Here is a 14,580-nt window from a genome sequence, read left to right on the forward strand (position 1 = left end):
CTGATAGGAAAATTCATGTCACGCATGGTCCCGCTGCTGCTCTCGATCGCGCTAAGCACCACCGCATGGGCGGCGAGCCCGCCACCCGTCTCCGCGACCGCCAAGGCCATGGCCACGGCCTATGTGGACGACTTCAAGGACATGGTGCGCAGCACGCCCGACGCCAATCCCGACGAAGTCGCGTGCATCGAGCGCATTCCCGCCACCGCGGTGGCCGACGCGATGCAGGAAGTCATCGCGCAGTCCTTAAGCGCAGACGAGCAGGCCGAGATGGAGCGCTTCTACGCTAGCCCCGAAGGCTTGCGCCTGCTCGCGATCTACCGTCGCTGGGGCGACAAGAGAAATCCGGCCAGCGATGCCGAGCTGGAGGAAGTTCTGCCTATCATCAGGTCTCCGGTACAGACCAAGTTGTTCGATGCGACCTCCTTCCAGAGCCTGGGCTCCATACAGGCCATGAACGCGATCGCCCCGCTGCTGGAGCGCTGCTCGGCGTCGCGCTAGCCGCGTCATCCCGTTGGCGACGCTTCCTGTGGGAGCGGCGTAAGCCGCGATAGCGCAACTTCGGAAGCGACACGGTCGCGACTCGCGTCGCTGCCATCCTAAGGTGATGCAGCGTTCCTGCATGCCGCATGCATGCGCGGCGCGAACCGCGATCGTGGGCCAGTTGCGCAACGCTCCGTAGTTTCGCTATCGCGGCTTACGCCGCTCCCATAGAGAGCTATCGTCTGGCGATCGAGATTTGCGCCAGGAGCGATGCTACGAAAGCCGTCACACGCCCCACAACCTCCGCGCCTCCTCCGCGATCACCTCCGGAAACTCCTCCTGAAAGAACAGCTTCGCGCGCGGAACGCGGCGGATGCCTTGGGAGTTCGGGAAGGTGCGGTCCAGATACTCCGCGTCGCCCTGATCGAAGATGTCGTCCGCCGCGCCCCACACGATGCGCACGGGAACCTGGCTGCGCTTGAGCTGCGCTTCGATGCCCGCCAACGGATTCGGCGTCAGGGCCAGATGGAAGGCGTGGTACTGCGCGCGCCGCAGCGGCGTGCTGACCAGCGGGGTGACGTAGTACTCGATGGTCTCGTCGGCGAAACCGCTGGGGTCGGCGAACACGGCGGCACCGAACGTGGCGCGGGCCTTGGGCTTGTCGGTCAGCCATTCGGCGGTCGCGTCGGCCAGAGTGCCGTTGCGAGCCATGTCGAGCACGGGCTGGATCTTCGGGGGCGGGCTGTCGGGTTCCACGTCGCAGTTGGTCAGCAGCAGGCTGCGCACGCGCTTGGGATGGCGCAGCAGAAACAGCTGGGCCACCGCACCGCCGCTGTCGCTGGCGACGATGTCGACCTGATCCACGCGCAACGAGTCCAACAGCGCGGCCAGCATGGCGGCCTGATCGCCGGCGGCCAGCGATTGAGCGGCCGGCACCTCCGAGTAACCCAGCCCCATGAAGTCCGGCGCGATGCAGCGCCGGTACGGCGACAAGCGATCGATCGCGCCTCGCCATTGGTAGCCGTTGAGCGGAGCGCCATGCAGGAACAAGGCGGCGCGACCGTGCCCGCGTTCGATATAGGCGATCCTGCCGAACGGCAAGGCGGCGTAGCGACGGGTGGCGCGATAGGCGGCGGCGTCCAGGGGCGCCTCGGCGCCGGCGTGGGCAGCGCGGCGGCGGGCCGAGGCCAGCGGCAGGTAACTGCCGGCGACACCGGCAGCCAGGCTGGCGGCGGCGAAGGTAATGAATTGGCGGCGATGCATGAAGGCGGTCCTGTGCGGGGAGACCGGCCCATGCTGGCGAACGCGCGGCGTGCGGGCGCGCACAAACGGACGACGACGGACACGCAGGGATGATTTTCGGCACTGTCGGCCGCCGCCGCGCGGGCCGAGGATCGGGCCATGAGCGACCGCCCCGCCTGCTATCCCCCGCCGCCGTCGAGGTCGACACTGGGCACCGCTGCTGATCGCGCGCCGCTGCTGGACGTGCTGACTTCGCCGGTGCCGCAGGGCGTATTCGACTCGCCGGTGGATGGGCGCCACGTGCTGTGCCTGCACCTGGGCGAGCCGGTGCCGGTGTCCTACCGCATGGACGGCCACCAACGCCAAGGCGTGCGCCTGCATGGGCAGTACTGCGTGGTGCCGGCGGGCGCGAGCACGCGCTGGGTGGTGTCGCGGCCCGCACGCTCGCTGCTGCTGCGCCTCACGCCCTCGCTGCTGGGCGACACCTCGCAAGCGATGGGTCTGGGCAGCGACGGCGCGCTGCTGGCGCCGGCGATCCACGTGCGCGATCCGCAGGTCGAGCGCATCGGCTGGATGATGCAGGCCGAAGATCACGACGCGTATCCGGGCGGTCGCTTGTTCGCCGATAGCCTGGCCTCGGCGCTGGCGACGCGGTTGCTGACGTTGCAATCGCGCCGCTCGCCGGTCGCCGACACCAAAGGCCGCGCGCTACCGGGCTGGCGCCTGCGTCGCGTACAGGAGTACGTGGAAGCGCACCTGGACGAACCTTTGTCGCTGCTGGAACTGGCCGCGGTGGCGGGCTACAGCGCCTCGCATTTCAAGGCGCTGTTCAAACAGGCCACGGGCGTGCCGGTGCACCGTTACGTGCTGCAGCGCCGGGTCGAACGCGCGCGCCTGTTGTTGCTGCAAGGTGAGCAACGCATCGGCGATATCGCGTTGGCGACGGGCTTCTCGCACGCCAGCCATATGGCCCGCTGCCTGCAACGCCTACTGGGAACCAGCCCTTCGCAATTGATGCGCGATGCGGCCGTTGCGGGCCGCGTCGCGCACTAGCCCCCTACGCGCTGCGCCCACGCGACTGCGCCTGCGCATCGGGCGATGGCGCGGACGGGTTGGCCTCGTTGAGACGGTTGAGCTGGGCGATCGAATCGGCCACCGGCGTACGCACCGCATCGTCGGTGCGCATGCTGGCCAATTGACGGCCGGGGTTCTGCAAGTCGCCCTGCACCACGATCATGTTCTGACCGGCGGCCACGCCGTTTGCGTTGGCGGCGCTGAGCACGATGTGATTGATCTCGGTCAGGCCCTGCTTGCGCGCCAGGCACGCCGCGCTGGCGGCCATGCAGGCGCTGTTGCCGTCGTACTCGCGACCCAGGCTGGCGTCGAGGCGGCGGGTGGCGGCCTCGGCCTGCGGCAGTAGCGGATCGTTGCTGCCCAATGGACCGGACGCAGGACCGCGGTTGCCGGGCGGCGGCGCGGGCTGCGCGCCCTGCGGCGCGGCGGGTTGCGTGCCGGGCGCGGGCGCGTTCGGCGCGGGGGCATCCTGATTCTGAGTGGGCGGCACCAGCCGCTGCAGCGTGGCCGGGTCGAGATTGCCGGTGGGCGGCAGGCCCTGCGCGTTCTGGTAGTTGATCACCGCGGCCTGCATGGACAGCCGGTACACGCCGTCCTCGGCCAACGGCTGGCCATCGGCGCCGCGAATGCCCGCCGCGTTGAGGTTGCGCGCAGCGGCGCGCACGCGATCGTCGGACTCGCCGATGCGGATGATGCCGTCGTCCACCACCGGACGCGCCTCGATGCCATGCCCGCGCCGCGGCGGATCCAGCGCCAAGCGTCCGCTGCCGAGGTCGTCGACGTAGTTGTCGAATTGCTGGTGGTAGCGCGTGTCCACTTCCATATGCACGTGGATCGGCACCGTGTCGACATTGCTCTGCGTGCCCAGCGCCTGGCCGTACTGGATGGTGTCGCCCTCGGTCACCGCGATATTGCTCATGTGGCGCACGCGCGCGATCACCTCGCCGCCTTCGCGGTCGTAGATGTCGACCAGACCTTCCTTCGGACTGACGCGGCCCACGTAGCCGACCAGCGGCGAAGGCACATCGACGCTGCGCGAGCCCGGCCCCGTGGCCAGACGCGGATCTTCCAGAATGAAGTCGCGCTTCTCCAGCACCTGGTTCTCGGTCAGGCCGTAATCGCGGCGCGCGGTGCGCACCTCGATCTCCTGGATCTCGCCGTCGATCACGCCGTGCCGGCGCCCGGCCTGTCCGCCGGTGACCACGCCATTGACCACGCGCGCATCCGCGTTACCGCCCGGGTGATGGGTGACCAGGCTTTCGTAATCGGTGACCGGAATATTGGCGCTGCGGCCCTTCTGGATCACGCGATAAGGCCTGGGGTCGGCCGGAGCGGCGGCTTGCGGGTCTTGCTCGTTCTCGTTGGCCATGGCGGCGATTCCTTTCGTGTGCGGCCGGCCGCGCTCAGCGGCAGCGGTAATAGGTGTTGGATTGGCGATAGTTGACCACGGTCAGCTCGCCGTGGTCCTCGCCGCTGAGCAGCAGGACTTCCTCCAACCGGATCGTGTCTTCATTGATATGCAACTGCGAAACGATCTTCCAGGCCTGCGGCGTCTTGGAGATCTGCGTCACGCTGACCGGCTCGCGCCAATCCTCGTAAGCGGTGAGCTTGCGCGCGGCGATCTGCATGCGCGAATCGTTGTCGGTGGCGTTGGGTTGCTTGCAGGCGTCCGGGCTGTCGCCGATCCACACGCCTTGCAGTACCGCCGGGTAGGCGACGGCGGGCGGCTTGCCCTTGGCGGGCGAGGCGGTGCAGGCCATGCACAACATCCCTGCGACCACGGCTGCTGCCGCGTAGCTCAGTTTCGGTTCCATGCCGCGTCCTTTGCGATAGGCAGGGCTAGGGTAAAGGCGGGCGTGGTTGTTTGCGAGTCTGGGCGCGTCGCCCTGAACATCACGCCCGTTCAGCCCCATCCCTCAGCGTCAAACACTGGACATCAGGAAGGCATCAAAATTGAGCACTTTTCCTTCGCGCATGCGGCGCAAAACCTCCACCCCATCGATGAGACTCCGCCGGTTTTTGCCGCCATAGCGGGCGCCAACCCGGGTTTGCTGCGATGAACCTTGACACCGCCGACAACCAGGCATAAACGCGAGCCGCGTCAATCACTTAAGGAGGAGTGTTATGCGTATCAAGCGTATTGCGATCCTGTGTGTTTTCGCGGCCCTCACCCTGAGCGCCTCTCAGCTCAGCGCCGAACCCACCTGCTGGCTCTGCGTCTCCGAGAACGGGCGCATGTACTGCGTACAGGTGCCGTGCGAAGGGTGACCCAGGCGAATCCGCCTCTAACCGCGTGATAGATCCTCGGTAGGCATTGCGTCCTGGTGGCTATGGGCTATGGGCTATCGATCGCCGATCGCCCATGACCCACGCGCCGCTTTCACACCGACGGACCACGACGCTGCGGTTCCTGACCGGGACCGCCGCGTCTTGCTGAGCCACTTAGGTTTGCGCTGACGGCTGCGCCTGCGTTCGGTCCACGGGCTGCAGACTTTGCAGCGACTCCGCGCCTTGCGAACGGCCGCGTCTATCGGCAAGTGCGAGTGCGATCGAGATCGGTCACGCCGCCACGATCACGCGGATGCCCGGCGCCTGGGTCGCGGTAGCGCCGCTGGGCGAGACACGGCCCACGCTGCCCAGGCCGTTGCCCGGCACGCCGCTTACTTCCCCGCCCCCTTACGCGCAACCGACAGCGTCGAAGCACTCAACACGCCTTGCTGCTCGGCCAGCTTCAACAGCTGCGCCTCGATCTGCGACGCGGAGGTCGAGGAACGGGCGATGACGGCGGGAGTGCCTGCCTTAGCGGCGCCCAATCGATGCTCGGAGCGCAGGAAGCGGCCCTTCACGGTGTACTCGGGCTCGGCATCCGCGCCTACCACTTCGACACGGATGCCGTTGTAACCCAGCACGGGCTGCAGCTCGGTCGAGCCCACGCCCGCGCCGGTAGCCAAGGCGCCGGACAGCTGCGCCTGCAGCGAGCGAATGGTCTTGGCGTCGGTGATCGTCAGCGTGGGATTGGGCCGCCCCGAATAGACCAGGTAAGTCACGTGCAGCGCGGAGGGGGCGGCGGGGGCGTTCTGCGCCCAGGCCGCGGGGCCGCCGAACAGCGACAGCAGCAGTACGCAAATGGCCCAGGCTTTCATCGGACGTCTCGATAGGAAGGAGTGAACGCGGTTCATCGGATTTCCTCGTGGCCGCCGGCCTGCACACTGTCCGACCACAGACGGAAGTAGCCGCAGAAGTCTGTGTAGGGGCCGCGGTCGGCGTACTGCGGGTCGTTGATCGGCGAGCCCGAGTTGTCCAGGTTGGTCGCAGCCGTCTGTCCGGGCTTGTGGCTCCAGGTGCCGTACGCATCACGGCGGTACCAGTGGTAATCCTCGCCGGGCGCGACCACCAGGGCCACGGCGGTCTTGTAGCTCGGGTCGTAGGGATCGGCGATGGGCTCCAAGCCGTCGCGCACGGCGGCGGCGTGGACCACGGCGCAGCTCATGCCTATGGCCGTCTGCCCCGACGCGCGGCCCGGCTGCGCGAAGGTGTTGGTGCGCTTGTTGTTGGCGTAGTTGTAGCAATTGTTCATGGTTATGGAGCCGCCGTTCCACGAACTGGGCTCGTACATCGGGTAACCCGGCGCCATCACCGTGGCGATCTCGTCGAAGGACAGCGCGCGGTTGTACAGGTGCACCTCGTCCAGGCGATCGTTGAAGTACGCAGTGCCGTCGACCGCGGCGCCGATCAACAGCGGCGCGTCGGTGTTGCTGAGGATCTCGGTCTGCAGCGGCCAGGCGCCGGCCTCGTTGCCGTCGATGTAGAACTGCACCGTGCCGGTGCTGCGCGCCACCGCCACGGCGACGTGGTGCCAGCGGTTGGGCGTCAGCGCCATCTCGGTCAAGGACGCGTAAGCCGCCTTGCGCGACGAGCCGCTCAGCCGCAGCGTCACCCGCCGACTGGTTGAAATGCCGAACACGTAGCCGCCGTTGACGCCGCGGTTGTCCAGGATGGTGCGGGTAGTGATGGTGTCGCCCACGCGCACGTAGGCGCCGAAGCTGAAGTCGCCGCTGGCGAAACTCAGCGCCGGCGAGTACGGCACGGTGTAGTACTTGGCCCCGGCCAAGCTGGCGCCACGGTTGGCCCAGCCCCAGGAGGTGGTGTTGGCGCCGACCGCGGTGGCGTTGTGGCCATTGTTGGTCACGTCCGTTGCCACGGTGGAGATGGTCTGGAAGTTCCACCCCCCCACCGACCAGCCGGACACGATGGGCGTGGGTTGCGAGTGGCTGGAGGCGATGGGGAGCAGCGCGCCCACCACGAAAGCGCAGAGCACTAGCTTCAGATTCATGCGATGTCCTTATGCATACAGATCGCGGAGCAGGGCGAAGCCTGCGGATCTGGGCCCCGATCCAATGGGTTAGCCCTTCAGCATGTTGTGCCGAGGCCAGGGGCAATACAAGAGAGCCCCCTATCTGAGCCGCCGCGGCTATGGGCGACCGCGCGGGGCAAAGCTAACCTCCATCTCGCGAATGACCACGAAACTTTCGGTGGCAATCACCAGCTTAGAAAGTCGACTCTGACCCCATGTTTCAGTTGCCAACCGCATTCGATCAGTTGTTAGCTGAAAGCGACCAGGTCCAAACCGAGCGGGACCAGCTATTTAGCTGTAAACGAGCAGGTCAAAACCGGATGCGTTCAGTCTTTAGCCACAGCCGAGCGGCCCGGAACCGCACGCGACCGCCTATTAGCTGGAAGCGACCAGTTCAAAACCGCGGCGAGCGGCCTTAAGCCGAGAAGGACAAGTTCCGATCCGATCGCGTCCGTCTTTGGCCCGCTCGCTTGTAGCGTTGAACCGCTGGCAACGGGTTTCCGAGTGGCTCGCCCCGTAACCGCAGGCCATCCCCCCTGCGCTATCCGACCGATACGCCCCTACGCATGCCTGCGCCGAGCGCCGCAGGCGGCCACCTAGCCCGTTGCGGGCTTCATCGGCTCGATGAACACCCGCGTCTTCAAATCCGCCAGCACTTTACGCTGGCCGGTCTGGTTCAACAGCCAGGATACCACGATAGCTTCGGCCATCACCTGGGTCTCGGTGTAGAAGTAGGCGAGCGGTAGACCCCTCGCTTTCGCATACTAATACTTGTCGAACGACTCGTCGCTATGAAGTACTTGGCTTCGCTCGAAATTACCTTCCAAAGCACGGGGCGTCGCCCGCTTATTCATGTCGGATCCTTCCCTCGCATACAAAGTTCATGCGCGAGAAGGATCGTAACCAAATGAAGAAACGTCAATTACGATTATCGTAATTGACGCCAGCTATCGCACTACACGCGCCAACTTCTGATCTGCCGAGATAATTCAATAAACCTTTTCCCCGGATAATCCCTTCGATCATTAGGCAACAAAATCGCAGCTTTAAGATTTGCGACGAAATTCTCAGAACCTTCATGTCGCCGCTTGGATTCCAATTTTACGAGTTCTGAATTGCTAACCTCGATTCTATATTCCGCATCAAATGAAACTAAATTTCTATCAAACGCCGCGTGGTGCAGCTTGCACAATGCAATACCATTCGAAGTCGCATCAGAACTATCGTCGGAAGCCACCGGGACGATATGCGCCGCATCAATAAGATTTAGTTGCACACCACACATTGCGCATCTATTACCGTACGCGCCAAGCACGCGCCTCCGAAAATCAGCCGCCCTGTAGCGTCTTACGATAGTTGCAACAACTTTTCGACGCTGTTCACTCTCAATGCTGTCAATTTGGGTGTCTGTAATAGCGTCGACATCATTAAGAAGATCAAAGTCTTCATGATTGGTTTGGCGATGGAGTGCGCCCGAGCTAATCGCATAGTCAATCAAAAATTCAGGCCGAAATGCCACAACCATTTCGCCTGTCGCCCGTGACCCAATAGAAAAACGATGACTGTGAGCACGCAACAGCACGTCTTCTCTTATCTGTGCAGAAGGTGAAGACGAGTCTTGTCCTTCGTGCCTGCGAATATCCCAAGCTCCGAAAACCTCATATTCGCCATGCCAACCAAGCAAGAGCGTCGTCGCATCTCTGTCTTCATGCGGGACAACACCCGTGATCTGAATTCTGTACTCATCAGCGGCCCTCGCAGCGCCGCCACCATGAGTGCAGTTCCATATAAAAACACAGAGATTCAGTCCACGAAGACCATCCCTATAAACCCTGAACCTGAATGGCTTATTGGAGTCAACTACAAGAACGTTCCAGCCAGCACTCTCTATGGATTCGACAAGAAGGCTAAGCAACTGATAGTTATTCAGTCTCACGTCATCTCCCAGTCAATATATTTTCGAGTGTGGATGTTTGCTTCAAGCTACGGAGCGAGACCGCCCCATTCCGGCGATATGGTTGAATATATTGTCAGCGAAGCGCCTCGCCAACATCGGAGGCACTGCATTACCAACCTGCCGCCACTGCTTTTCGATGGTTCCCTTTAGATCAAAATTATCAGGGAATGTCTGCAACCTCTTTATCTCGTCAATCCTCAGAATTCGATTACGCCAATGAAATGGCCCCATATTATTTGAACGCCTTGCTTGAATTGTCCAAGACGGCAGATTCGGGCTTAATTTGAGCAAGAAAGACCAATAGCGTGATCGCCATTTGAACTTTGGTTCCGGGTGCCCTCTCTCCGCGGTGTAATACAGATAGTTCTCTCCCGGAGGGATCCCACGAAGCAACTCATGGTGCTGCCCTCCAGCGAAATGCCCCTCATCAGAAGCGTTCTTTTCCGTATCCAAATCATGCAATACCTCGCCCGCCGACACCCACGGATGAGGCTTAACCCCTTCTGCCCCAACCACTTTTGCATGGGTTGGTTGAGGCATCTCAATCTCACCTCGCCGAGATCCCATCACCAGGCAACGCTCGCGAATTTGCGGGACACCGAAATCCGCAGCATTCACTACTTGCCACGAGACGTCATAACCCAACTCTTCCGCGGTTGTAAGAATGTGATCTAACGCTTGCCGATGAATTCCATAAGCAAGCCCCTTTACGTTCTCGAGCAAGAAGGCCTTGGGCCGGACTTCTTTCAAGACACGCAGATAACCACCAACGGTTTCAGCAGCCACGGGGTCTTCTAAAGCCCTTGGTTTATCTGTACGGTAAAAACGGCTTTTTGAGAAAGCTGGACACGGAGGCCCTCCTACAAGCAGATCAACTTGATTTGCACGCAATCCCGCAGCTTTCAATAGTTCCGCTGTAGTGACCTCACCAATGCGCCCCAGGACGAAAGGAACACCTGGAAAATTCGTTTGATATGTCTGCGCGCAAGCAGCATCTGCATCAGTAGCAACTGCGACCCGAAACCCTGCGGACTCGACCCCAAGATCCATGCCGCCACAGCCGGAGAACAAGCTGATACATGTCGGACGAGGATCTTTATTTAAAGGCATTCCCACTCACTACTCCAAAGAATCAAGAACACTTTTGATCATTGCTGTTGCCAACGGGACCGGCACTGCATTACCCATTTGGCGCACGCGCTCACGCCTGCTACCAACGACTAAATATTCCTCCGGAAAGCCTTGTAGTGCAGCAAGCTCCGGAGTTCTCAGGCGACGATTGTGCCAATGAAAAGGTCCTGTCCATGGTCCAGGACTCGCAGCTAGAGTCCACGAGGGGCGATCTGGCGCAAGCTTCAATAGAAAATTCCAAAACCTTGTTTCCGTTACAAAGGTGGGATTGGGATGTCCAGCCCATGCCGTATGCGCCTTGTAATTCCAGCCCGGCGGAACCTCCTCAAGGTGCTTCGCCCACCTGCCGGTCACAACTTCTTCTGGCTCAAAGAACCGCTTAGATCCAAATCTCTTAAGTACTTCTCCAGCGGTCACCGGCATTGGGAGCTTACAGTCGGGATCATTTGAATTTGTTCGCTCTGGCTGCACTGGTGGCCGTTTGCGCGATCCCAAAACTATAACCCGCTCTCGAGCCTGAGCAACTCCATACTCGGAGGCGTTTGCGACCATCTCCGTTACATAGTAACCATCAGCTTTGGCCCTACTTACTAATGCATCGTAAATGGGTCTATTCCTTGGGTGTCTAATACTTGGAACGTTCTCAAAAACAAAGCCGTCAGCATTAGAATCTGACACCAAACGCCAGAACTCATGAACAAGATCACGGCGCGCATCTTTCTTTATAGCTGTTTTGGCTGGAGGCTTGCGAGCCACCATCCCCTTCGCTCTTGCTCGTCGGTATGCGGCATCGTCTCCGTCTTCCGTCCAATAAGCGGCCTTGGAAAACGGCTGGCAGGGGGGGCCACCAACAACAACCAATGGCTCTCTTTTCTTCAGCCCAGCCATTTTTCGCAGATGCTCGCCGCTGAAATCGCAAACATCCCCTTCAATCACCTGTCCGTGATACTTCGGATTGGATCTGAGGGTGTCACAAGCTGTTGAATCGTATTCAAGACTCGCGACGACATTAGCACCAGCCTGGTGAGCCCCTACGCTGAGCCCACCCGCGCCAGCAAAAAGATCGATGACGTTGATTTTTCGAAGCGACATCTATTGGCTCTTCCTACACGTAAATTGCTTCATCTAACGAATGGGAGATTGACACCTGTCAGCCGGGCGGAAGTTAGGTTATTGGAATCTCACCCTTTGAGACACTGTGCTTTGGCTCAGCCGTTGGCTACGGCAATGGTGATTTGTTAGCGCGATTGAGGCAAGGAGGCCCTGCTGTTCAAGTGCCTATGGCCACATGTATGACTGCGTAGCAAGAGCTTCTTCGTTGCCCGTAAAGCAAGAAGGCGACCTAAGGGCCGCCTTCTTGCTCATTGCAAGGTTCAAACCCCCAGGGGGTTCGGCTTCTCCACATCAATCTTGTACTGCTTGATCGCCCGAGCCACATCCTTACCCGTCATCTTCCCCTCCGCCGCTAGCGCCGCGACCCCGGCATGCGCGATGTAGTAGCGGTCGACCTCGAAGTGCCGGCGCAGGTTGGCGCGGGTGTCGCTGCGGCCGAAGCCGTCGGTGCCCAGCACGGTGTAGCGCATCGGGACGAAGGCGCGGACTTGTTCCGGGTACATGCGGATGTAGTCGGTGGCGGCGATGGCCGGGCCCTGGCGGCCTTCCAGCAACTGCGTGATGTACGGCTTGCGCGGGGTCTTGGCTTCGGGGTTGAGGCGGTTCCAGCGTTCGACATCCGTAGCGTCGCGGGCGAGTTCGTTGAAGCTGGGGCAGGACCAGATGTCGGCGGTGACGCCGAAGTCCTTGTCCAGCAGTTCGGCCGCGGCGATGGCTTCGCGCAGGATGGTGCCGCTGCCCAGCAGCTGCACGCGCAGTTCGCCCTTCTTGGGCTTGCCGGCGTCGGTCAACAGGTACATGCCCTTGATGATCCCGTCCGCGCTGCCTTCCGGCATGTCGGGATGGGTGTAGTTCTCGTTCATCAGGGTGAGGTACCAGTACTCGTCGTGCTGCTCGGTCAGCATGCGCTGCATGCCGTGTTGCAGCAGGGTCACGACTTCGTAGCTGAAGGTGGGGTCGTAGCTGCGGCAGTTCGGGATCAGGCCGGCCTGGACCATGCTGTGGCCGTCTTCGTGCTGCAGGCCCTCGCCGTTGAGGGTGGTGCGGCCGGCGGTGGCGCCCAGCAGGAAGCCGCGCGCGCGCATGTCGGCGGCCTGCCAGGCGCTGTCGCCGATGCGCTGGAAGCCGAACATCGAGTAGTAGATGTACAGCGGCAGCATCTGCAGGTCGTTGGTGCTGTAGCTGGTGGCCGCCGCCAGCCAGGACGAGAACGCGCCGGCTTCGGTGATGCCTTCTTCCAGCACCTGGCCGGTGGTGTCTTCGCGGTAGTACATCAGCTGGTCGCGATCGACCGGCTTGTACTTCTGGCCGTGCGGGGCGTAGATGCCGAGCTGGCGGAACAGGCCTTCCATGCCGAAGGTGCGCGCCTCGTCGGCGACGATGGGCACCAGGCGCGGGCCGACCTGCTTGTCGCGCAGGGCGATGTTGAGGGCCTGCACGAAGGACATGGTGGTGCTGATTTCACGCTCGCCGGTGGTCTTGAGCAGGCGGTCGAAGGCTTCCAGCTTGGGCACTTCCAGCGAGGTGCTGGCCTTGCGGCGGCGCTGCGGCAGGAAACCGCCGAGCGACTTGCGGCGCTCGAGCATGTATTCGATTTCCGGCGACTTCTCGCCGGGGTGGTAGAACGGCACCGCGCCGTCTTTGAGCTGTTCGTCGGTAACCGGGATGTTGAAGCGGTCGCGGAACAGGCGGACGGCTTCGTCGTCCATCTTCTTGGTGCCGTGGGTCGGGTTGAGCGATTCGCCCGACGCGCCCATGCCGTAGCCCTTGACCGTCTTGGCCAGGATCACGGTGGGCATGCCCTTGGTGTTCACGGCCTCGTGGTAGGCGGCGTAGACCTTGTGCGGGTCGTGGCCGCCGCGGTTGAGGCGCCAGATGTCGTCGTCGGACAGGTTGGCGACCAGGGCGGCGGTTTCCGGGTACTTGCCGAAGAAGTTGTCGCGGGTGTACTTGCCGCCGAAGGCCTTGCAGTTCTGGTACTCGCCGTCGACGGTTTCCATCATCAGCTGACGCAGCTTGCCGGTGGTGTCGCGCGCGAGCAGCGGATCCCAGTAGCTGCCCCAGACGGTCTTGATGACGTTCCAGCCGGCGCCGCGGAACTGGCCTTCGAGTTCCTGGATGATCTTGCCATTGCCGCGCACCGGGCCGTCGAGGCGCTGCAGGTTGCAGTTGATGACGAACACCAGGTTGTCGAGGCCTTCGCGGCCGGCGACGGAGATGGCGCCCAGGGATTCGGGTTCGTCGGTTTCGCCGTCGCCCAGGAAGGCCCAGACCTTGCGGTCGGACTTGGGCATCAGGCCGCGGCCTTCCAGGTACTTCCAGTTGCGCGCCTGGTAGATGGCGCTGATCGGGCCCAGGCCCATCGACACGGTCGGGACCTGCCAGTAATCCGGCATCAGCCACGGGTGCGGGTAGGAGCTGATGCCGCGGCCGTCGACTTCCATGCGGAAGTTGTCCAGGTGCGATTCGCTCAGGCGGCCTTCCAGGAAGGAGCGCGCGTAGATACCGGGCGAGCTGTGGCCCTGGATGCCGATGACGTCGCCGGGGTGGTCGGCCGAGGGGGCGCGCCAGAAGTGGTTGAAGCCGACGTCGTACAGGGTGGCCGCCGAGGCGAAGCTGGCGATGTGGCCGCCGAGGTCGCCGGGCTTGCGGTTGGCGCGCACGACCATGGCCATGGCGTTCCAGCGGATCAGCGAGCGGATCCGCCATTCCATCGCGGCGTCGCCGGGGCTTTTGGCCTCCAGGTGCGGCGGGATGGTGTTGATGTATTCGGTGGTGGGCTGGAACGGCAGGTGCGCGCCGGCGCGGCGCGTGACTTCGACCATGCCTTCGAGCAGCTGGTGGGCGCGCTCGGCGCCGTCGCGGGCGATGACGGCCTGGACGGACTCGACCCATTCCTGGGTTTCGGTGGGATCGGGGTCGTTCTGCAGCAGGTCGTGCAGGGAGCTGGCAAGCGGCTGGTTCATCGATCTCGCGGCCCCGTGGCCGCGCCTCGGAAGTGGGGGCGGATTAGAGTCCCGAGTCTAACAAATGGGGGGCTGGGATCGGCTTGCTTTGGGTGGTGAAAGGGGTGGGATAGTACGTTTTGATTAGGGTGGGGGTGTATTCGGGTGGCGGGGAAAGCAAATCCCCCCTAGCCCCCCTTTTTCAAAGGGGGGAACTCAGTCGCGGTGGGTTTGGCCTCCCCCTTTGGAAAAGGGGGATTGAGGGGGATTTGCTCCTCACC

The 14,580-nt window shown here is 62.6% G+C and carries 11 protein-coding genes; 2 read left to right on the plus strand and 9 right to left on the minus strand.

Annotated features, from left to right (window positions below; translation table 11 throughout):
* The first annotated feature begins 15 nt into the window (after positions 1–15).
* The gene (locus ASE35_RS14140) at positions 16–501 is read left to right on the plus strand and encodes a hypothetical protein (RefSeq protein WP_157489476.1); all 486 of its coding nucleotides are present in this window, start codon (positions 16–18) and stop codon (positions 499–501) included.
* Positions 502–768: 267 nt separating this feature from the next.
* Here ASE35_RS14140 and ASE35_RS14145 read toward each other — a convergent pair whose 3' ends face one another.
* Positions 769–1,746: an alpha/beta hydrolase gene (locus ASE35_RS14145; protein WP_057164242.1), complete on the minus strand. Its 978-nt coding sequence runs from the start codon at positions 1,744–1,746 to the stop codon at positions 769–771.
* A 138-nt stretch (positions 1,747–1,884) separates the two neighbouring features.
* Here ASE35_RS14145 and ASE35_RS14150 point away from each other — a divergent pair, with 138 nt between their 5' ends.
* A complete protein-coding gene (locus ASE35_RS14150) occupies positions 1,885–2,778 on the plus strand; it encodes an AraC family transcriptional regulator (protein ID WP_057161036.1) in 894 nt (297 codons plus the stop codon).
* 4 nt (positions 2,779–2,782) lie between these two features.
* Here ASE35_RS14150 and ASE35_RS22075 read toward each other — a convergent pair whose 3' ends face one another.
* The 8 genes from ASE35_RS22075 to aceE form a co-directional block, all read right to left on the minus strand.
* Positions 2,783–4,168, minus strand: a complete 1,386-nt coding sequence (locus ASE35_RS22075) for an XVIPCD domain-containing protein (protein ID WP_057164243.1) — start codon at positions 4,166–4,168, stop codon at positions 2,783–2,785.
* Positions 4,169–4,202: 34 nt separating this feature from the next.
* Positions 4,203–4,613 carry a hypothetical protein gene (locus ASE35_RS14160; protein ID WP_157489477.1) on the minus strand — a complete coding sequence of 137 codons (411 nt, stop codon included), beginning with the start codon at positions 4,611–4,613 and terminating at the stop codon, positions 4,203–4,205.
* Between the two features lie 846 nt (positions 4,614–5,459).
* Positions 5,460–5,942, minus strand: a complete 483-nt coding sequence (locus tag ASE35_RS14165; RefSeq protein ID WP_057164245.1) for a hypothetical protein — start codon at positions 5,940–5,942, stop codon at positions 5,460–5,462.
* Between the two features lie 32 nt (positions 5,943–5,974).
* Positions 5,975–7,132 (minus strand): LamG domain-containing protein, encoded by a 1,158-nt coding sequence (locus tag ASE35_RS14170; RefSeq protein ID WP_057164246.1) that lies wholly within the window; start codon positions 7,130–7,132, stop codon positions 5,975–5,977.
* Between the two features lie 976 nt (positions 7,133–8,108).
* Positions 8,109–9,089: an HNH endonuclease gene (locus ASE35_RS20775; RefSeq protein WP_235570075.1), complete on the minus strand. Its 981-nt coding sequence runs from the start codon at positions 9,087–9,089 to the stop codon at positions 8,109–8,111.
* A 42-nt stretch (positions 9,090–9,131) separates the two neighbouring features.
* Positions 9,132–10,220, minus strand: a complete 1,089-nt coding sequence (locus ASE35_RS20780; RefSeq protein ID WP_082611282.1) for a DNA cytosine methyltransferase — start codon at positions 10,218–10,220, stop codon at positions 9,132–9,134.
* Between the two features lie 9 nt (positions 10,221–10,229).
* Complete coding sequence (locus tag ASE35_RS20785) at positions 10,230–11,333, minus strand: DNA cytosine methyltransferase (protein ID WP_082611283.1); 1,104 nt, start codon at positions 11,331–11,333, stop codon at positions 10,230–10,232.
* Positions 11,334–11,614: 281 nt separating this feature from the next.
* Positions 11,615–14,320 (minus strand): pyruvate dehydrogenase (acetyl-transferring), homodimeric type, encoded by a 2,706-nt coding sequence (gene aceE / locus ASE35_RS14180; protein ID WP_057164248.1) that lies wholly within the window; start codon positions 14,318–14,320, stop codon positions 11,615–11,617.
* Between the last annotated feature and the right edge of the window lie 260 nt (positions 14,321–14,580).

The organism is Lysobacter sp. Root916 (genome assembly GCF_001429785.1).
Lineage (GTDB): Bacteria > Pseudomonadota > Gammaproteobacteria > Xanthomonadales > Xanthomonadaceae > Lysobacter.